Origin of the sequence: Streptomyces sp. NPDC006197 (assembly GCF_040613865.1) — a bacterium.
Taxonomy (GTDB): Bacteria; Actinomycetota; Actinomycetes; order Streptomycetales; family Streptomycetaceae; genus Streptomyces.
Genome location: NZ_JBEXSZ010000014.1, coordinates 21,380 through 40,030, shown reverse-complemented (window position 1 = coordinate 40,030; position 18,651 = coordinate 21,380). Strand labels below are relative to the sequence as shown.

Below are 18,651 nucleotides of genomic sequence, written 5' to 3'. Positions count from 1 at the left end.
GTGGCCGGGGCGCCGCTTCAGTTCGCGGCCGGGAGTGCCGCTTCAGCCCGCCGTCTCGCTGTCGCCGTTCCGGTCGGTGGCCTGCCTGTCGGCGAGCGCTTCGGCGACGAGTCGTTCGATGACGACGGCCACACCGTCGTCGTTGTTGCCGACCGTGCGGCCCGAAGCGGCGGTGATGACGTCCGGATGGGCGTTGCCCATGGCGAACGAGCGGCCGGCCCAGCTCAGCATCTCGATGTCGTTCGGCATGTCGCCGAAGGCGACGACCTCCTCGGCCGCGATGCCGCGCTCGGCGCAGCACAGGGCCAGGGTGGAGGCCTTCGAGACGCCGAGCGCGCTGATCTCGATGAGGGCGGTCGGGCTGGAGCGGGTGAAGGCGGCCCGGTCGCCCGCGGCCTCCCGCGCGAGCGCGAGGAACACGTCCGGGTCGAGCTCGGGATGCTGGGCGAGCAGCTTGAGCACCGGGGCGGCCGAGCCGGGCTTCTCCTCGAAGAGGAGCTTCTCGGCGGTGGCGACGGTGGCGCCGGGGTCGAGGAAGAAGGGCGGGTACTGCGGCTCGTAGTGGATGCCGGTGGTGAGCTCGACGGCGAAGGACGTCCCCGGTGCGGCGGCGCGCAGGGCGCGGACCACGTCGAGCGCGACCGGCCGCTCCAGCGGGCGGACCTCCAGGAAGGTGCCTCCCGAGTGGAGGTCGACGACGGCGGCGCCGTTGGCGCAGATCGCCAGGCCGTGGCCGTGGACGTGGTCGCTGACGACGTCCATCCAGCGGGCCGGGCGGCCGGTGACGAAGAAGACCTCGATCCCGGCCTGCTCGGCGGCCGCGAGGGCGGCGACCGTGCGCGGGGACACGGACTTGTCGTCGCGCAGCAGGGTGCCGTCGAGGTCGGTGGCGATCAGCCGGGCCACCGGGGCGGAAGGGCGCGGGGAACGGGGAGAGGTCACCGCACCATTCTTCCGTACCGGACGCACGGGCGTGCGAGGAGCTGCACATATGAGTGCGCGGAATCACGTGGGCGGGATCGCGGATGTGGGTGGGTCCGTGCGCGGGGTCGAGCGGGTGGGCCCGCGGTGCGGTTGCTCGTGCGGGGTTCTCGGTACGCGACCTCCACGACGGCCCGGTGGGCGCGGCGGTCGTCCACGTGGGTGAGCAGGTAGTGCGCGAGATCGGCGCGGGAGAGGGACTTCGGCCGTACCAGAGGGGCGTTCTCCGCGGTCCGGTAGGCGCGGGTCAGCGGGCCGTCGGTCGGCATCGGGGGCCGGACCACCGTCCACACGGTGCCGTCCGCGGCGGGCGACCGTACGAAGCTCTCCAGCCGGGCCATGTCGGTGTGGCCGCGCGCCCGTACCGCCGTTGACGCCGAAGAGCATGAGCCTCATGACGTTGCCGTCCCCGCCCGCCGTGCCAGCGCGTCGACGAGGGCGACGGCGACGGCCCGCTGGCCGTCGAGGGTGAGGTGGACGCCGTCGTCGAGGTGCAGGCCGGCGGTGACCCGCCGGGTGTCGACCGTGAGTTCCGGGCGCCCGAGGAGGAAGTCGGCGACACCGTCGACGTCCTCGCTCGCCCAGCCGATCCCGGCGCGGCGGAAGTGCGGGTAGGCGTCGGCCCGCTCCTGGTCCACCGCGCTCGGGGTGAGCCAGATCCAGCGGTCCGGGCCGGCGAGCCCGCCCCCGGCGAGGTCCCGCAGGGCGAGGAGGTTGCGCTCGGTCTCCGCCTCGCTGACCAGCCGGGTGCCGGCGGCCCCCGCACCGCGGCCCAGCCGCTGGGCGTCGTTCGCGCCGAGCATGCACAGGATCCAGTCGGGGCGCAGGAAGCCGAGCCGGGGCAGCTGGGCGAGGGCCTGCGTGGTGGTGGAACCGGAGACGGCGAGGTTGACGAGCTCGACGCCGTCCGGGAGGAGGTGGCGCAGGATCGAGAACCAGGAGAGCCGGTCGGCGGTGGTGCTCTCGCCGAGGGCCACGACCCGCTGCCCGGGCCGGAAGGGCAGCCGGTCGGCATGGGCGGCGAAGGCGGGGTCCTCGAGGAGCTCGGCGGCGGTGTCCCGGGTCTGTTCGTCGAGGCCGCGCAGGAGCGTCCGGTACGTCTCGGTGTCCAGGCCGAACAGTTCGGCGAGGCGGGTGTCGGGCAGCTCGCCCAGGTAGCGGAGGGTCTTCTCGGGCTGCTGGAAGCGCACCAGCTTGTCCGTGAGCTTCTTGTCCGTGTCCGTCGTGTTCTCGGGCATGTCAGTTCTCCTTCCGGGTGCGGCGACGGGGCAGCAGGAAGCCGGCGGCGAGGAGGCCGTCGGCCAGGGCGATGGTCGCGCCGGGGGCGCGGACGCCGAGCCGGTGCAGCCGGGCCGAGACCGTGGCGGCGTAGACGGCCAGCGGGATCGAGGCCGCGAACTGGAGGGCGCCGGAGATCCGGACGGCGTCGGAGTGGGTGCGGAAATACGCCACGATCTCGCCGGTCTCGCCGAAGGGGGAGGGGAAGGGGTCGCCGTCGGCGAGCACGGTGCCGAGCACGAGCCCGGCCAGGAACAGCCCGGTGAACACCACGGCGAGCACGCCGGGCGGAGGCCCTCCCTGAGCTTCCCGGCGTGCTCGGGGGGCCTCGGTCGGCCAGGGGGTGGTTCGGCTCTCTGCTGCAGACACCGGTCCAGTCCGTTCTCTCATGAGAATAGTTCACAGTGGAGAATCATTCTGGTCGCGTACGATAGCCCCGTGAGCAGTGACCGGCAACCAGTGGAAGATCCCGGAGCGGCGGCGCCCCCGCCCCCGCGCGGCGGAGCGTTCCTGCTCGCCCAGCTCGGGGCGCACGCGGCGGGACGCTTCGGCGAGCGCGTCGGCGAGCTCGGCCTCGCCCCGCCGGACGTCGGCCTGCTGCGGATGATCGCCATGGAGCCGGGACGGAGTCAGCGCTCCCTCGCCGCCGACCTCGGCGTCGTCCCGAGCCGGGTCGTCGCGCTCATCGACAACCTGGAGAAGAAGGGGTTCGTCGAGCGGCGCCGCAGCACCGAGGACCGTCGCCACCACGAGCTGTACGTCTCCGAGGACGGGCGCCGCGTGCTCGGACGGATCCGTGAGGTCGCCGCCCTGCACGAGGACGACCTGTTCGCGGCGCTCGACGAGGAGGACCGGGCCCGGCTGACGGTGCTCCTGGGGCGGATCGCCGAGCAGCAGGGCCTCACCCCCGGGGTGCACCCGGGCTACCGCCATCTGCCGAAGCGCCCGGGCTGAGCGGGAGGACCCGCGGGGACCGGCGCACTGCGGTGTGTGCCAGGACGTGGCCGTAAACACCCGTTCGTTTCCGACGTGGCGGGGAATACCCCTCGGGAGCTGACGACGTCTCCGGGGAGGGGCGGGGCATGGTCGCGGGCCGACGAAGCGCGGAGTGCGACTCCTGCGGTGCGCCGTGCGGGACGTGGGTCGCGAGCCTCGGCATGGCCCTCTGCGCGGAGTGCGAGCGGGCCGGAGCGGCATACCCCACGCGGGATCCGGTGCTGGTGGGCGACGTCCTGGCGGGCCTGGCAGACGTCATGGCCCAAGGCGTCATGGCCCAAGGAGCCCGCGTCGTGGCGCAGCGGACGCGTCCGGGAAGTGCCGTAGGGGAGGGAAGCGGCGTACGGACGCTGTGCGGGGCCGGGGGTGTCGTACGGGAGGAGAGCGGGTCACGGGAGAGAGGTGCCGTACAGGACCTCGTCGGGCCCGAGAGCGGAGCGCCCGACGAGCGGGCTCCGGCACTCGCCGCCTGTGACCGGTGCGGGGCCCGCGCCGACTGGCACCGCACGGTGCGCGGGCGCTGGGTCATGATCGAGCCCGGGGAGCTGACGGCCCGACTCGTCCCGGCCGGCAGACGCTGGCGTGTCGGCGGCGACGGGACCGCGGTCAACCTGGGCGCGGCCGTGCCGTCCGACAGGTGCCGGGTCAGCCACTTCGACGTCTGCCCGGCCCGCCCCGCACCGGCCGACTCTCCGGTCCTGCTCGCCCTGTGGCGGAGCCACGCCAGGCGCACGGCCTGACGGGCGCCGCCCCTGGACGAGCTGGGGCGCTCAGCCGAGCTGGTCGGGCCGGGAGGCTCAGCCGAGTTGGGCGGGCCGAGGCGCTCAGCCGAGTTGGGCGGGCGCCTCGGTGGCGATCTTCTCGAAGACGGTCTGGTCGGCGGCGAAGTCGGAGTCCGCGATCGGCCAGTGGATCACGAGCTCGGTGAAGCCGAGCTCCTGGTGACGCCCGGCGAAGTCGACGAAGGCGTCCACGGACTCCAGCGGCCGGCCCCGGTCCGGAGTGAAACCGGTCAGCAGGACCTTGTCCAGCTCGGCGACGTCCCGCCCGGCCTCGGCGCAAGCCTTGGCGAGCTTCTCGGCCTGGCCGCGCAGGGCCGCCACCGACTGCTCGGGCGTCCCCTCCTCGTACAGCTTCGGGTCGCCGGTGGTCACCCACGCCTGCCCGTACCGCGCGGTCAGCCTCAGCCCGCGCGGCCCGGTCGCCGCCACCGCGAACGGCAGCCGCGGGCGCTGGACGCAGCCGGGGACGTTCCGCGCCTCGTCGGCCGAGTAGAACGTGCCCCGCTCCGTCACCGCGTCCTCGGTGAGGAGCCGGTCGAGGAGCGCCACGAACTCGCCGAACCGGTCGGCCCGCTCCTTCGGCGTCCACGCCTCCTGTCCGAGCGCGGTGGCGTCGAAGCCGTTGCCGCCCGCGCCGATGCCGAGGGTGACCCGCCCGCCGGAGACGTCGTCCAGCGTGATCAGCTCCTTGGCGAGCGTCACCGGATGCCGGAAGTTCGGCGAGGTCACGAGGGTGCCGAGGCGAAGTCGCTCGGTGGCCGTCGCCGCCGCGGTGAGCGTGGGCAGCGCGCCGAACCACGGGCCGTCGCGGAAGCTCCGCCAGGAGAGGTGGTCGTAGGTGTACGCGGCGTGGAAGCCGAGGTCCTCGGCCCGCCGCCAGATCTTCTGCCCCTCGCTCCACCGGTGGATGGGGAGGATCACCGTGCTCAGTCGCATGCCGTCGACCCTACGGGACCGCTCCGGCCGGGCGTCGACTCCAGCGGGCTCCCACTCGGGCGGAGCCCGGGCGATCCGCACGCCGAGGGCGTCCCTCGCCCTCGGCGCACGCGGCTCGACCGCTCCTGCGGCACCGGACGGACGGCCCGCCCACCCGGCCGTTCAGAACAGAAGCGCCGGGCCGTCCGCGTCGTCCGCGTTGCCCGCGTCGTCCGGGCCGTCCGGGCCGTCCGACCGATCGGCGTCGGACTGCGTGCCGAGCAGACGGCTCATCGTCTCGGCGGCGCGGACGGCCGCATCGCCGCAGCAGTTGTTGAAGAGGACGTGGACCTCGCGGGCCCGGTCGGCCATCACGCGGACGGACGGCGTCCAGGAGGAGAGCTCCTCGGGCGTGTACCGATGGCGGAACCGCTCCTCCTTCGTGCCGGTCCCCCAGGCGCGGTTGCGGCCGTGGAAGCGCACCACCGCGAGCCGGTCGGAGGTGACCGGGGTGACCGGCGGGATGGACGTGGGGAGTGACTGCACCATGTCCACGGCCACGGCGGCCAGGTCCAGCTCCGCCAACAGGCCGAAGGTGGAGTCGGACCGGTCCGGACGCCACCAGTCGGGATGCCGGAACTCCACCGCCACCGGCCAGCCCTCGGTGCGCTCCCGGCACTGGCGCAGCACCGACGTCGCCGACGCACCCGGAGCAAGCCACGGAGGGAACTGGAAGAGAACCGTCCCCAGGCGTTCCGCCCGGCGCAGGGGTTCAAGGGCTCCGCTGAAGCGGAGCCACACCTCGTCGAGCAGCCCGGGGTCCACCTCCGCTCGACCGCGCCGCCCGGCCACCGCCGGCCGCAGATCGGCCGGCAGCGCGCCGGGTCGCGTCGGATGCCCGGTCAGCAACGAGAACGCCTTCACGTCGAACCGGAAACCGGCCGGCGTCCGCTCGACCCAGAGAGTGCTGTTACGCGTACTGGGCAACGCGTAGTAGGTGGCGTCCACTTCGACCAACGGGAACTTCGTGGTGTAGTACCGCAGTCTGGCCTCCGCGCCGCGGTGGCCTTCCGGGTACCAGCCGCTGGACAGCAGCTCCTTGTCCGTCCATGAACACGCGCCGACGAGAATGTCACCCATGGCCACCGTCTTCCCGGCCGCGTACCGCCGACCCTCTCCCGGCGCTCGCGATTCCCTCGGAAGTGAGCGGTTTTGCCCCTCTCGCGGCACGGGACGTGACGGGTGAACGTGGGGACGGCACCGAACCAGGGCCCGCCCCGGAAGGAGGCGCAGAAGGAGCCCGCGGAAGGAGACCGCGGAAGGAGACCGCGGAGGGGTCAGCGGACCCTGCTGTTCAACCAGGGGGTGAGCGAGGCGCCGGGGACGAGCTCCTTGTACGTCTCGTCGCCGGGCAGCGGGACGATCAGCCACCAGCCGGGTGGGAAGAACCGTCCCTTCACATGGGCGAGGCCGCCGTGGACGGAGCGGAGGAAGGCGGGGACGGCGTCGCGGGGCACGTCCGCGAACTCGATCCCGTCCACGGTGATCCTGGCGTCGTCCTCCGGGAAGACCTGGACCGTGACGGAGGGGGAGCCGCCCAGTTCGACGTAGGCCTCGTGCGGCAGCGATCCGTCCGGGTCGAGGACGGCGAACGCCCCGGAAGAGGTGCGCCGGGAGGTCTGGTCCGCGCCGATGTCGTCGGTCACCGTCATCTCCAGGTGGAACTCCTGGGCGATCTCTCGGATCGCGGTGACGGCGGCTTCGGTGCTGGGCAGGTGTGGGTGGGCCATGGGAGCGATCATGCCGCACGGTCCCGGGACGCGGGCTCAGGACGGGAAGCGGAGGAACTCCGGCGGGACGGCGTCGGCCAGCCAGACCCCGTTGGCACTGACGCGGAAGACGTGTCCGGCCCGCCGCATGGCGCCGGCGTCGACGCTCAGCACGACGGGCCGGCCCCGGCGCGCGCCGACCCGGCTCGCCGTCTCACGGTCGGGGGAGAGGTGGACGTGGTGGCGGGCCATGGGCCGCAGCCCCTCCGCCCGGATCGAGGGGAGCCGGCCCGCGACCGTACCGTGGTAGAGGTACGCGGGCGGTTCTGCGACCGGCAGGTCCAGGTCGACGGCGACGGTGTGGCCCTGGCTCGCCCGGATGCGGGTGCCCTCGACGGCGAAGCGCTTCTTGTCGTTGGTCGCGACGACGTGGTCCAGCTCCTCGCGGGTGAAGGGGAAGCCGTGCTCCGCGGCGGCCCGGAGGAGGTCGTCGATCTCGGTCCAGCCGTGCGCGTCGAGGACGAGCCCGATGCGCTCGGGCTGATGGCGCAGATGCTTGGAGAGGTACTTCGACACCTTCACGGTGCGTCGTTCATCCATCTCGATTTCTTCCCCGTTCAGGTTTGATCCACAAGCAAGTGGAGTTATCCACAAGCTAGTTTGAGATTCTGTGGACAACGGGGCCGTCGGGGCAAGGTATTTATTGAATTTACTCGCCTTTGTGCCGTCCTGCGGCAAGTGCGTCCAATGTCCTTTTGCTTACCTCTCGTTCCGTGGCCGCCGCGATGAAGGCCTCGACGCCCTCCGCGCCGACCAGGCTCTGCACGGCCCGTATCGTCCCGGCCGGAAGCGACACCGCGCGCGGCTGGTCGTCCCTCTCCACGGGCGGATCCGGCGACAGGTGGATCTGGAGATGGCGGGTGGCCAACAAGCGCATGGCCCGCGCCAGTTCCGCGTCCACCGTCTGCTGGGCGAGCGGCCTGAGGCGCCGCACCATCGTCGCCGCCTCGGTCGCGTCCGCGTCCGTCGGCGGCCGGTGCTCCAGATAGCGCGCGAAGACGTGCTCGGTCGTGAACTCCAGGAAACGGGACGCGATGTGCTCGACCTGATCGCGAAGTTCCCTCAGGTGACCGGTGATCGCCGCCAACGGCACACCCGCCGCGTACAACTCGGCCGCCACCGCCAGCTCCTGCGGGCTCGGTACGAGGTACTCCTCGCCCTCCCGTCCCGGCAGCCGCTCCAGTACGCCGAGCTCGACCGCCTCCCGGATGGCCTCCTCGTCCGGCGTGCCGCCGAAGCGGGCGTCCAGCTCCGCGCGGGAGATCCGGTCCGCCTCCTCGTCCGTCCACGGCCCGTGGACCTCCGCGACCAGGCCCAGCACCCCGCCGAGCCCCCGGCCGGTGTCCCAGGCCTCCAGGAGTTCCTTGATCGAGGCCAGGGTGTAGCCCCGGTCGAGGAGGTCGGCGATCTGCCGGAGCCGCGCGAGGTGCGCGTCCCCGTACACGTTCGACCTGCCCCGCCGCTCGGGGCGGGGCAGCAGACCGCGGTCCTGGTAGGCGCGGATCGTCCGGACCGTGGCCCCGCTGTGATGGGCGAGATCCTCGATCCGGTACTCCGGCTGTGCTGACTGCTCGGCCAAACCCGCTCCCACCACCCGCGTCCTCCGCCCCGCCGCCGCGGGGCCCCTCCTGGGAGGGATCGTACGACCGCCGACCCGGGACCAGGCCCTGCCGGCCAGACCGCCGCGACCACCGGCCCGGCCCCGGCCCGGCCCCGCTGATCATGACGGCCTGACCACCGGCCCAGCCCCGGCCCCGCCCCGCCCCGCCGGTTACGTCGGCGGCTGCCAGCGGGCCAGGGTCCGCAGGGCTCCCGGGCTGAGCCGGGACAGGAAGTGGGCGCCCCGGGCCTCGGGGGTCACCGGGACGACGGCCCGGTCGTGCAGGACCGCCCCCAGGATCGCGTCCGCGACCTTCTCCGGCGGGTAGTTCCGCAGGCCGTACAGCCGGGAGGCCTTCTGCTGCCGCCGCTTCTCCTCCGCCGAGTCCGTGATCCCGGCGAACCGCGCGGTCGCCGTGATGTTGGTGTTGACGATGCCGGGGCATATCGCGGACACCCCGATGCCCTGGTCGGCCAGTTCGGCGCGCAGGCACTCGCTGAGCATCAGCACCGCCGCCTTCGAGGTGCTGTACGCGGGCAGCGCCCGGGAGGGCTGGAAGGCCGCCGCCGAGGCGGTGTTGACGATGTGGCCGCCCTGACCGCGCGCGGTCATCTGCGCGCCGAAGAAGCGGCAGCCGTGGATGACGCCCCACAGGTTGACGTCCAGGACCCGCTTCCACTCCTCGCCCGAGGTCTCGAAGAAGGAACCGGTGAGCCCGATGCCCGCGTTGTTGACCAGGACGTCGACGACGCCGTACTCGGCCGCCACCTTCGCGGCCAGCTTCTCCATCGCCTGCTCGTCGGCGACGTCGACCGTCTCGCCCCAGGCCTCCGGGGCACCGATCAGACGCGCCATCTCGGCCGTACGGACCGCCCCCTCGGTGTCCCGGTCCACGGCCACCACCCGGGCACCGGCCTCCGCGAACGCGAAGGCGGTGGCCCGGCCGATGCCGCTGGCCGCCCCGGTGACCAGGACGAGCTGGCCGCCGAACCGCTCCGCGTACTCCGGCTTCACGCCGCTCTTCGCCGCGACGGGCCGACGGAGACCCGGCGCCTTGGTCGCCGCGTCCTCGTTGGCCCGGACGAACTCGGCGATCCAGGCGGACAGCTGGTCCGGCCGGGTGCGCGGCACCCAGTGCTTGGCCGGCAGGGTGCGCCGGGTCAGGTCCGGCACCCAGGTGCCCAGGTCGTCGTAGAGCCGCTCGGAGAGGAACGCGTCCCCGGTCGGCGTGATCAGCTGCACGGGCGCGTGCGCGTACGCGTCGGGGCGCGGCCTGCCGAGGCGGGCCCGGACGTTGTCCCGGTAGAGCCAGGCGCCGTGCGCCGCGTCGTTCGGCAGGGAGGACGTCGGGTAGTCGCCGGCGGGGAGCTTCTCCATCCGCTCCAGGAGCTTCGGCCAGCGCTTGCCGAGTGGGCCGCGCCAGGCGAGCTCCGGCAGCACGGGCGTGTGCAGCATGTACACGTACCAGGACTTGGCGCCCTGGCCGAGGAGCTGGCCGACCCGCCGCGGGGTGGGCCGGGTCATCCGCTGCTTGAGCCAGTGCCCGAAGTGGTCGAGCGAGGGCCCCGACATCGAGGTGAAGGAGGCGACCCGGCCCTCCGTGCGCGACACGGTGGCGAACTCCCAGGACTGCACCGAGCCCCAGTCGTGGCCGACGAGGTGGACCGGTCGGTCCGGGCTGACGGCGTCGGCGACCGCGAGGAAGTCGTCCGTCAGCTTCTCCAGCGTGAAGCCGCCGCGCAGCGGGACCGGTGCCGTCGACCGGCCGTGGCCCCGGACGTCGTACAGCACCACGTGGAACTCCTCGGCCAGCCGGGCCGCGACCTCCGACCACACCTCCTTGGAGTCCGGGTACCCGTGCACGAGCAGGACGGTCGGCCGGTCCGTGTCGCCGAGCTCGGCGACGCACAGCTCGATCCCGCCCGTCCGGACCCAGCGCTCCCGCGCCCCGTTCAGCCCCGTCATCAGACCGCTCCCTCGTTCCAGCGCCGCACGTGCGGCAGATCGTCGTCCAGCCAGAAAGCGCTCTGCTCGGGGTCCCGGGAGTCGGTGACGACCAGGATCTCCTCGAACTTCGCGCCCGTCCCCCGGAATCCGAGGTGCGGCTCGACCGCCCACAGCCCGGGCATGGGCGGGTGGTCGGAGAACTTGTACGGCGACCAGAGCGGGGACCAGCCGTCCCGGTGGCCGTGCAGGGCGTCGCTCGCGAGCCCCTTGAGCGACTGGGTGCCGAAGCCGAAGAGCGTCGGCGTCCAGCGGCGCTCCTTCACCCGGTCGATCTTGTGGGCGATGACGCCGAAGGGGTAGGCCCGGTGCCGGTTGACGTACCCCTGGCGGACCATGAGCCGGTCCACGTCCTCGTATATCTCGCGCAGCGTGCGGCGCTCGCGCACCTCGCGCAGGATCAGCTCGCGGTGGGCCTCCAGATCGGCGAGCAGCTTGTCGTGCAGGGGGTTGAGGCCCAGGCAGCCGCTGTAGCCGATGTCGGCCGTGTATCCCTTGTGGACCGGCGCCATGTCGAGGATGAACGGCATCCCCGCCTCCAGGCGCCGGTTCGTGGGGAAGAACTGCAGGGGGATCCTGAAGTCCACGAAGGCCGTGCGGTCGCCGAACCAGGCGAAGGGCCGGTGGAACCAGTCCCGCACGCCCCGCTCGGAGAGCCACTCCCGCTGCATCCGGGCGGCCTCGCGCTCGGTCACGCCCGGCTTGAGCTGGGCCGCGACGGCTTCCGCGCACTCGTAGGAGAGCCGCTGTACTTCCCTGAACCCCCGCAGCTCCGCGGAGAGTTCGCCTTTCACTGCTGAGGCCATGCCACCCGCCGTCCCGTGTGAGCGCCCGGATGCGCTACGCGTTCGTAACTTGACACCGATGAATGTGACAATGCCCGGCGGCTGCGTCAAGGGGGCGGGCGACGCCCTGTGGAAAACCTCGGCCACCGACCCCGGGAAAAAGACTTTCGTCGCGACGCCCTTACGGGCTTGTACTCCTGAAGTGGGAGAAGGATCGAGCCGTTGGTCTGACGACTGCTGTGGTGCACGCCACTACCGTCGAAGCGTGACTGTGATCGCCACCGAAAGCCTCAGCAAGCGGTTCCCCCGGGTGACCGCTCTCGACCGGCTCTCCCTGGACATCGGGCCCGGTGTGACCGGACTGGTGGGTGCCAACGGAGCCGGCAAGTCCACGATGATCAAAATCCTGCTCGGACTCTCCCCCGCCACGGAGGGCACCGCGGCGGTCCTGGGCCTCGACGTCCGGACCCACGGCCCCGAGATCCGTGAGCGCGTCGGGTACATGCCCGAGCACGACTGCCTTCCGCCGGACGTCTCGGCCACCGAGTTCGTCGTCCACATGGCGCGGATGTCCGGGCTGCCCGCGACCGCCGCCCGGGAGCGGACCGCCGACACCCTGCGCCACGTCGGCCTGTACGAGGAGCGCTACCGCCCGATAGGCGGCTACTCGACGGGCATGAAGCAGCGGGTGAAGCTGGCCCAGGCGCTCGTCCACGACCCCAAGCTGGTCCTCCTCGACGAGCCGACCAACGGTCTCGACCCGGTCGGCCGGGACGAGATGCTCGGACTGATCCGCCGGATCTGGACCGACTTCGGCATCTCCGTCCTCGTCACCTCGCACCTGCTGGGCGAGCTGGAGCGCACCTGCGACCACGTCGTCGTCATCGACGGCGGCCGGCTGCTGCGCTCCAGCTCCACCAGCGACTTCACCCGGACCACCACGACGCTCGCGGTCGAGGTCACCGACTCCGACACGTGCCCCGACGGCACGGCGGCGCTCCGCGACGCCCTGGCCTCCGCCGGCGTCACGGTCCACGCGGGCGTGGAGGACGGCCTGCCGGGCGCCGGTCACATCCTGCTCCTGGAGGCGGCCGGCGAGGAGACGTACGACCTCGTGCGGGACACCGTCGCCGCGCTCGGCCTCGGTCTCGTCCGCATGGAGCAGCGCCGCCACCACATCGCCGAGGTCTTCAAGGCGACGGACCAGGAGGAGGTGCCTGCTCGATGAGCTCCCAGGCCCCCGACACGACCCGGATCCACAACATCGGCTACCGGTCCTACGACGGTCCGCGCCTCGGCCGGGCGTACGCGCGCCGGTCCCTGTTCTCGCAGTCGCTGCGCGGCGCGTACGGACTGGGCCGCAGCGCCAAGTCCAAGGTGCTGCCGATGCTGCTCTTCGCGGTGATGTGCGTACCGGCGCTGATCATCGTCGCCATCTCGGTGTACACCAAGGCCGACAAGCTGTTCGTCGAGTACACCCAGTACGCGGTCCTCCTCCAGCTCGTCATCGCCGTCTACCTGGCCTCCCAGGCGCCCCAGTCGGTCTCCCGCGACCTGAGGTTCCGCACGGTCCCGCTGTACTTCTCCCGCCCCATCGAGCGGGTCGACTACGTGCTCGCCAAGTACGGGGCGATGGCCTCGGCGCTCTTCATCCTCACCGCCACCCCGCTGCTGATCCTGTGGATCGGCTCGATGCTGGCCAAGATGGACTTCGCCGAGCAGGCCAAGCTGTTCGGGCAGGGCCTCGTCTCCGTCGCGATCCTGTCGGCGCTCTTCGCCGGCGTCGGCCTGGTCATGGCCGCGCTCACCCCGCGCCGCGGCTTCGGCGTCGCGGCCGTGATCGCCGTCCTCACCATCACCTACGGAGCGGTCTCCACCCTCCAGGGCGTCTCCTACGCCACGGACAACACCGACGCCATCCCCTTCCTCGGCCTCTTCTCCCCCCTCACCCTCGTCATCGGCCTGCAGAACGCCTTCCTCGGTGCCCCCGCCTCCTTCCCCGGCGAGGCGGAGGTCGGCGCCGGCCTGGGCGTGGTCTACCTGCTGGTCGTCCTCGGCCTGGTCGCCGCCTGCTACGGCATCCTGATGCGCCGCTACCGAAAGGTCGGACTGTGAGCACCTTGCACATCGACCACGTCTCGCGCTGGTTCGGGAACGTGGTGGCGGTCAACGACATCACGATGTCGATCGGCCCCGGCGTCACCGGCCTCCTCGGCCCCAACGGCGCCGGGAAGTCCACCCTCATCAACATGATGGGCGGCTTCCTCGACCCGTCCACCGGCAGCGTGACCCTCGACGGCGAGCCGGTCTGGCGCAACGAGTCGGTCTATCGCTCCATCGGCGTCGTCCCCGAGCGGGAGGCGATGTACGACTTCCTCACCGGCCGCGAGTTCGTCGTGGCCAACGCGGAACTCCAGGGCCTCGGCGCGGCGGAGGCCCAGCGGGCCCTGGCCACCGTCGAGATGGAGTACGCGCAGGACCGGAAGATCGCCACGTACAGCAAGGGCATGCGGCAGCGCGTGAAGATGGCCTCGGCCCTCGTCCACGAGCCGTCCGTGCTCCTGCTCGACGAGCCGTTCAACGGCATGGACCCGCGCCAGCGCATGCAGTTGATGGACCTGCTGCGGCGGATGGGCGCGGAAGGCCGCACGGTCCTGTTCTCCTCGCACATCCTGGAGGAGGTCGAGCAGCTCGCCTCCCACATCGAGGTGATCGTGGCCGGACGGCACGCGGCCTCCGGCGACTTTCGCAGGATCCGCCGGCTGATGACGGACCGGCCGCACCGCTACCTCGTCCGCTCCAGCGACGACCGGGCGCTCGCCGCCGCCCTGATCGCCGACCCGTCCACGGCCGGCATCGAGGTCGACGCGGTGGAGGGCGGACTGCGGATCCAGGCCGTCGACTTCGGACGGTTCACCGAGCTGCTGCCGAAGGTCGCGCGGGAGCGGGGCATCCGGCTGCTGACGGTCTCGCCCTCCGACGAGTCCCTCGAATCCGTCTTCTCGTATCTCGTCGCGGCCTGAAAGGAGTACGACCCCGATGTACGACCCCACTGTCGCCCGGCTCACCTACCGGGCCCTCCTCGGCCGCCGCCGGGCGGCGATCCTCTTCCTCCTGCCCGCCCTGCTCCTGGTCATCGCCGCGGCCGTCCGCATGCTCAACGGCGCGGACGACCAGGTCGCGGCCGACCTCCTCGGCGGCTTCGCGCTCGCCACGATGGTCCCGCTGATCGGCGTCATCGCCGGCACCGGCGCGATCGGCCCGGAGATCGACGACGGCTCCATCGTCTACCTGCTCTCCAAGCCGGTGAAGCGGTCGACGATCATCACCACCAAGCTGATCGTGGCCATAGCCGTCACCATGGTCTTCTCGGCCGTGCCGACGCTGATCGCCGGCTTCATCCTCAACGGGAACGGGCAGCAGGTCGCCGTCGCCTACATGGTCGCCGCGCTGGTCGCCTCCATCGCCTACAGTGCGCTCTTCCTGCTCCTCGGCACGGTCAGCCGGCACGCCGTGGTGATCGGCCTGGTCTACGCCCTGGTGTGGGAGGCGCTCTTCGGCTCCCTGATCTCCGGCGCCCGCACCCTCAGCGTCCAGCAGTGGGCGCTCGCGCTGGCCGAGAAGGTCACCGGCGAGGGCCTGGTCACGTCGGACGTGGCCCTGCCGACGGCGACGGTGCTGCTGGTCGCCGTCACCCTCGGCGCCACCTGGTTCGCCGGCCACAAGCTGCGCACGCTCAAGCTGGCCGGCGAGGAGTAGGCGCCCCGGGCGGGGCGTCAGACCGTACGGTCCCGGGCGGCGAGCAGTCCGACGCCCGCGGCCGCCGCGCAGACGCCGAGGACCACGCAGATCGGCAGGGTCCAGGAGCCGGTGGCCTGGTGGAGGGCGCCGGCGGCCAGCGGCCCGGCGGCGGCCAGCAGATAGCCGACCGTCTGGGCCATGCCGGACAGCCCGGCCGCGGTCACCGCGTCCCCGGAGCGCAGCACGATCAGGGTCAGGGCGAGGCCGACGGCGCCGCCCTGACCGACGCCGAGGACCGCCGACCAGAGCCAGGCGCCCTCCACGGGCGCCACCATCAGTCCGGCGTAACCGGCCGCGACCAGCGTCGTGACCAGCACGATCAGCGGGCGCTGGCTGCGCATCCGACCGGCGAGCAGCGGCACCACGAAGGCACCGGCGACCTGGATCAGGTTGTTGAAGGCGAAGATCACGCCGGCCGTGGAGCGGCTCATCCCGTGGTCGGTGAAGATCGTCGGCATCCAGGCGATCAGCACGTACGACCACAGCGACTGCAGCCCCATGAAGAGGGTGACCTGCCAGGCGAGCGCCGAGCGCCAGACGCTCACGGGGCGGGCGCCGCCGGCCGGGACGGCCCGTACCTCGTGCCCCGTGCGGCCCCGGGCGATCAGTACCTGCGGAAGCCAGGCGAGGGCCGCGACCGCGGCGAGCAGCGACCAGAAGCCCAGGGAGGCCTCCCAGCCGCCGCCCAACGCCTTCTCCAGCGGGACCGCGGCCGCCGCGGCGACGGTGGCGCCGGCGATCATCGCGCCCGTGTAGACCGAGGTCATCGAGGCGGCCCGGTCCGGGAAGTCACGCTTGATCAGGCCCGGCATCAGCACGTTGAGCAGGGCGATCGCGGTGCCGACGAGGATCCCGCCGCCGTACAGCGCGTACACGGACGGCAGTACGCGCGCGAGGATGCCGACGCCGAGCAGCAGGAGCGCCGTGAACAGCACGCGTTCGGCGCCGAACCGGCGGCCGAGCCACGGCGCCACCAGGGCGCCCAGGCCGAGGAAGAGCACCGGGACGGAGGTCACGAGCGAGGTCGCGGTCGACGAGAGCCCGAAGGCGGCGGATATCTCGCCGACCAGCGGTGCCACGCTCGCCAGCGCCACCCGCATGTTGAGCGAGGCCAGCACGATGCCGACCAGGAGCAGTGCCGGGTGGGCGAGCAGGGCGCGCCGGGCCGCCGTCCCCTCGGTCGACGTCCGCACCCCGGCCTCGGCGTCGACGAGCCCGCGGACTTCCGCCTCCGTACGCGTCCCGGAGCCCGCACGCCTCCCGAAGCCCGTACGCGTACCGGAGCCCGGACCGGCTTCCGAGTCCGTACGCGTTCCGGAGCCCGTGCCCCTTCCCGGGCCCGTGAGCGGCGCCCCCGAGTCCGTACCCGTGCCCCTTCCCGTACCCGCACGTGTTCCGGAGCTCACTGGTCCTGTCCCGTCAGTGCCGCGACCGTCTCCATCGGGACCCGCAGCAGTTCGCGGGCCTGGCGCTCCGCCGCCTCCGGGTCGCCGGCCTCGACGGCCGCCACCAGGGCTTCGTGGGCGTCGATGTCGACCGGGGGCATCTCCCGGTCGCCGAGGGCCTCCACCAGGACCTCGTGCACCTGCGCGGAGAAGAAGCGGTACACCTCGACGAAGGCCGCGTTGTGGGTCGCGCCGACGACCGCGAGGTGGAAGGCGAGGTCCGCGTCCGCGTCCCGGTCGCCCTCCTCGCGCAGACCGGCCAGGGCGGCCCGCAGCCGCAGCAGGTCGTGCGCGTCGCGCCGGGTGGCCGCGAGCCGGGCGGCCTCGGCCTCCAGGGCGACCCGGAGTTCGAGGACGTCGGCCGCGCCCGCGTGCCGGACGCCGCGCAGCACGGCGGACGGGTCGGCGGTCGACCTGACGAAGGTGCCGTTGCCCTGGCGGGACTCCAGGAGGCCCGCGTGGACGAGGACCCGGACCGCCTCGCGGACGGTGTTGCGGCCGACGCCGAGCTGCTGCGCGAGCTCGTGCTCGGTCGGGATGCGGTCGCCGACCGCCCACTCCCCGTCGGCGAGCTGTGTGCGCAGCTGTTCCACCACGGAGTCCACCAGCGAGGTCCGCCCCGCCGTCCTGAGCGCCATCGAAATCCTCCATTCGCCCGGTTGCCCAGTCATCCTACAAGTGAGCTCCCTCGCCTCCCCGGCCAGGCCGCAGCGACCGGACTACTGTGGGCTCGTACGTGTGCCGAACACCCTCACCACCCTCGGGAGTCAGTCATGTCAGACCGCTTCGACGTCGTCGTACTCGGAGCTGGCCCCGGCGGCTACGTCGCCGCCATCCGCGCCGCCCAGCTGGGCAAGCGGGTCGCGGTCGTCGAGGAGAAGTACTGGGGCGGTGTCTGCCTGAACGTCGGCTGCATCCCCACCAAGGCGCTGCTGCGCAACGCCGAGCTCGCCCACATCTTCAACCACGAGGCGAAGACCTTCGGCATCAAGGTCGACGGCACCGTCACCTTCGACTACGGCGACGCCTACCGCCGCAGCCGCTCGGTCGCGGACGGCCGCGTCAAGGGCGTCCACTTCCTGATGAAGAAGAACGGCATCACCGAGTTCAGCGGCCGGGGCACCTTCCTCGACGCGAACACCCTCCAGGTGGCCAAGGCCGACGGCACCTCGGAGACGATCGCCTTCGACAACTGCATCATCGCCACCGGCGCCAGCCCGCGGATGCTCCCCGGCACCTCGCTGAGCGACCGCGTCGTCTCGTACGAGCAGCAGATCCTCGCCGAGGACGCCCCCAAGTCGATCGTCATCGCCGGCGCCGGCGCCATCGGCATCGAGTTCGCGTACGTCCTGAACAACTACGGCACCAAGGTCACGATCGTCGAGTTCCTCGACCGGATCGCGCCGCTGGAGGACGAGGAGGTGTCCAAGGAGCTCGCGAAGCAGTACCGCAAGCTCGGCATCGACGTCCTGACCTCCACCCGTGTCGAGACCATCGACGAGTCCGGCCCGCAGGTCCGCGTCACGGTCACCGGCAAGGACGGCGCCCAGAAGGTCCTGGAGGCCGACAAGGTCCTCCAGGCCATCGGCTTCGCGCCGAACGTCACCGGCTACGGCCTGGAGAACACCGGCGTCGCGCTGACCGAGCGCGGCGCGATCGACGTCGACGGCCGCTGCCGCACCTCCGTGCCGCACATCTACGCCATCGGCGACGTCACGGCGAAGCTGATGCTCGCGCACACCGCCGAGGCCATGGGCGTCATCGCGGCCGAGACCATCGGGGACGCCGAGACGATGGAGCTCGACTACCCGATGATCCCGCGCGCCACCTACTGCCAGCCGCAGATCGCCAGCTTCGGCTGGACCGAGGCGCAGGCCCGCGAGAAGGGCTTCGACGTCAAGGTCGCCAAGTTCCCGTTCGTCGCGAACGGCAAGGCGCACGGCCTCGGCGACGCCACCGGCTTCGTGAAGATCGTCGCCGACGCGAAGTACGGCGAGATCATCGGCGCCCACCTGATCGGCCCCGACGTCACCGAGCTGCTGCCCGAGCTGACGCTGGCCCAGCAGTGGGACCTCACGGTCCACGAGGTCGCCCGGAACGTGCACGCGCACCCGACGCTGGGCGAGGCCGTGAAGGAAGCGATCCACGGCATTGCCGGACACATGATCAATTTCTGAGGTTTCTCCCGGCTCCGGGTGATAGGCACTGAAAGGTGCCGAGCGAAACCTCCCCGGG

At 72.2% G+C, this 18,651-nt stretch carries 20 protein-coding genes; 7 read left to right on the top strand and 13 right to left on the bottom strand.

Annotated elements, in window-relative coordinates; all coding sequences use genetic code 11:
• Positions 1 to 42: 42 nt before the first annotated feature.
• Genes ABZ318_RS06810 through ABZ318_RS06795 form a run of 4 tightly spaced genes read right to left on the bottom strand, consistent with a single transcriptional unit; the run spans position 43 to position 2,541 of the window.
• Positions 43 to 942 (bottom strand): Cof-type HAD-IIB family hydrolase, encoded by a 900-nt coding sequence (locus tag ABZ318_RS06810; protein WP_356901434.1) that lies wholly within the window; start codon positions 940 to 942, stop codon positions 43 to 45.
• Positions 939 to 1,322: an NAD(P)H-binding protein gene (locus tag ABZ318_RS06805; protein WP_356901433.1), complete on the bottom strand. Its 384-nt coding sequence runs from the start codon at positions 1,320 to 1,322 to the stop codon at positions 939 to 941. The genes ABZ318_RS06810 and ABZ318_RS06805 overlap by 4 nt, the downstream gene beginning before the upstream one ends.
• Before the next feature lie 51 nt (positions 1,323 to 1,373).
• Positions 1,374 to 2,219, bottom strand: coding sequence for an SGNH/GDSL hydrolase family protein (locus ABZ318_RS06800; RefSeq protein ID WP_356901432.1), 846 nt, complete (start codon positions 2,217 to 2,219; stop codon positions 1,374 to 1,376).
• A 1-nt stretch (position 2,220) separates the two neighbouring features.
• On the bottom strand, positions 2,221 to 2,541 hold the full coding sequence (locus tag ABZ318_RS06795) for a hypothetical protein (protein WP_356901431.1): 321 nt from the start codon (positions 2,539 to 2,541) through the stop codon (positions 2,221 to 2,223).
• A 156-nt stretch (positions 2,542 to 2,697) separates the two neighbouring features.
• Here ABZ318_RS06795 and ABZ318_RS06790 point away from each other — a divergent pair, with 156 nt between their 5' ends.
• Positions 2,698 to 3,213, top strand: coding sequence for a MarR family transcriptional regulator (locus tag ABZ318_RS06790; RefSeq protein ID WP_356901430.1), 516 nt, complete (start codon positions 2,698 to 2,700; stop codon positions 3,211 to 3,213).
• A 128-nt stretch (positions 3,214 to 3,341) separates the two neighbouring features.
• Entirely contained in the window at positions 3,342 to 3,995 is a 654-nt protein-coding gene (locus tag ABZ318_RS06785; protein WP_356901429.1) for a DUF6083 domain-containing protein, read from the top strand.
• Positions 3,996 to 4,079: 84 nt separating this feature from the next.
• On the opposite strand, the gene ABZ318_RS06780 is transcribed toward ABZ318_RS06785, so the two are convergent.
• The 7 genes from ABZ318_RS06780 to ABZ318_RS06750 all read right to left on the bottom strand — a co-directional run bounded on the left by ABZ318_RS06780 (position 4,080) and on the right by ABZ318_RS06750 (position 11,191).
• Positions 4,080 to 4,973 carry an LLM class flavin-dependent oxidoreductase gene (locus ABZ318_RS06780; RefSeq protein WP_356901428.1) on the bottom strand — a complete coding sequence of 298 codons (894 nt, stop codon included), beginning with the start codon at positions 4,971 to 4,973 and terminating at the stop codon, positions 4,080 to 4,082.
• A 162-nt stretch (positions 4,974 to 5,135) separates the two neighbouring features.
• The gene (locus ABZ318_RS06775; protein ID WP_356901427.1) at positions 5,136 to 6,092 is read right to left on the bottom strand and encodes a DUF72 domain-containing protein; all 957 of its coding nucleotides are present in this window, start codon (positions 6,090 to 6,092) and stop codon (positions 5,136 to 5,138) included.
• A gap of 197 nt (positions 6,093 to 6,289) precedes the next feature.
• Entirely contained in the window at positions 6,290 to 6,742 is a 453-nt protein-coding gene (locus ABZ318_RS06770) for a hypothetical protein (protein WP_356901426.1), read from the bottom strand.
• A 36-nt stretch (positions 6,743 to 6,778) separates the two neighbouring features.
• Positions 6,779 to 7,321 carry an RNA 2'-phosphotransferase gene (locus ABZ318_RS06765; protein WP_356901425.1) on the bottom strand — a complete coding sequence of 181 codons (543 nt, stop codon included), beginning with the start codon at positions 7,319 to 7,321 and terminating at the stop codon, positions 6,779 to 6,781.
• A gap of 109 nt (positions 7,322 to 7,430) precedes the next feature.
• Positions 7,431 to 8,360 carry a MerR family transcriptional regulator gene (locus ABZ318_RS06760; RefSeq protein ID WP_356901424.1) on the bottom strand — a complete coding sequence of 310 codons (930 nt, stop codon included), beginning with the start codon at positions 8,358 to 8,360 and terminating at the stop codon, positions 7,431 to 7,433.
• 192 nt (positions 8,361 to 8,552) lie between these two features.
• A complete protein-coding gene (locus ABZ318_RS06755; protein ID WP_356901423.1) occupies positions 8,553 to 10,346 on the bottom strand; it encodes an SDR family oxidoreductase in 1,794 nt (597 codons plus the stop codon).
• Positions 10,346 to 11,191: a M24 family metallopeptidase gene (locus ABZ318_RS06750; RefSeq protein WP_356901422.1), complete on the bottom strand. Its 846-nt coding sequence runs from the start codon at positions 11,189 to 11,191 to the stop codon at positions 10,346 to 10,348. Before ABZ318_RS06750 ends, ABZ318_RS06755 begins: the two co-directional genes overlap by 1 nt.
• Positions 11,192 to 11,441: 250 nt before the next feature.
• On the opposite strand from ABZ318_RS06750, the gene ABZ318_RS06745 reads away from it, so the two are divergent.
• From ABZ318_RS06745 to ABZ318_RS06730, 4 genes are read left to right on the top strand one after another with little or no spacing between them, the layout of a single operon-like run.
• A complete protein-coding gene (locus ABZ318_RS06745) occupies positions 11,442 to 12,398 on the top strand; it encodes an ABC transporter ATP-binding protein (protein ID WP_356901463.1) in 957 nt (318 codons plus the stop codon).
• On the top strand, positions 12,395 to 13,285 hold the full coding sequence (locus tag ABZ318_RS06740) for an ABC transporter permease (RefSeq protein WP_356901421.1): 891 nt from the start codon (positions 12,395 to 12,397) through the stop codon (positions 13,283 to 13,285). Before ABZ318_RS06745 ends, ABZ318_RS06740 begins: the two co-directional genes overlap by 4 nt.
• Positions 13,282 to 14,193 carry an ABC transporter ATP-binding protein gene (locus ABZ318_RS06735; RefSeq protein ID WP_030685599.1) on the top strand — a complete coding sequence of 304 codons (912 nt, stop codon included), beginning with the start codon at positions 13,282 to 13,284 and terminating at the stop codon, positions 14,191 to 14,193. The genes ABZ318_RS06740 and ABZ318_RS06735 overlap by 4 nt, the downstream gene beginning before the upstream one ends.
• A 16-nt stretch (positions 14,194 to 14,209) precedes the next feature.
• Complete coding sequence (locus tag ABZ318_RS06730; RefSeq protein WP_356901420.1) at positions 14,210 to 14,929, top strand: ABC transporter permease; 720 nt, start codon at positions 14,210 to 14,212, stop codon at positions 14,927 to 14,929.
• A gap of 17 nt (positions 14,930 to 14,946) precedes the next feature.
• Here the strand turns inward: ABZ318_RS06730 and ABZ318_RS06725 are convergent, their stop codons facing one another.
• Positions 14,947 to 16,164, bottom strand: coding sequence for an MFS transporter (locus tag ABZ318_RS06725; protein ID WP_356901419.1), 1,218 nt, complete (start codon positions 16,162 to 16,164; stop codon positions 14,947 to 14,949).
• Between the two features lie 209 nt (positions 16,165 to 16,373).
• Positions 16,374 to 17,054, bottom strand: coding sequence for an FCD domain-containing protein (locus ABZ318_RS06720; protein WP_356901418.1), 681 nt, complete (start codon positions 17,052 to 17,054; stop codon positions 16,374 to 16,376).
• 135 nt (positions 17,055 to 17,189) lie between these two features.
• Here ABZ318_RS06720 and lpdA point away from each other — a divergent pair, with 135 nt between their 5' ends.
• On the top strand, positions 17,190 to 18,593 hold the full coding sequence (gene lpdA / locus ABZ318_RS06715; RefSeq protein WP_356901417.1) for a dihydrolipoyl dehydrogenase: 1,404 nt from the start codon (positions 17,190 to 17,192) through the stop codon (positions 18,591 to 18,593).
• Positions 18,594 to 18,651 lie beyond the last annotated feature (58 nt).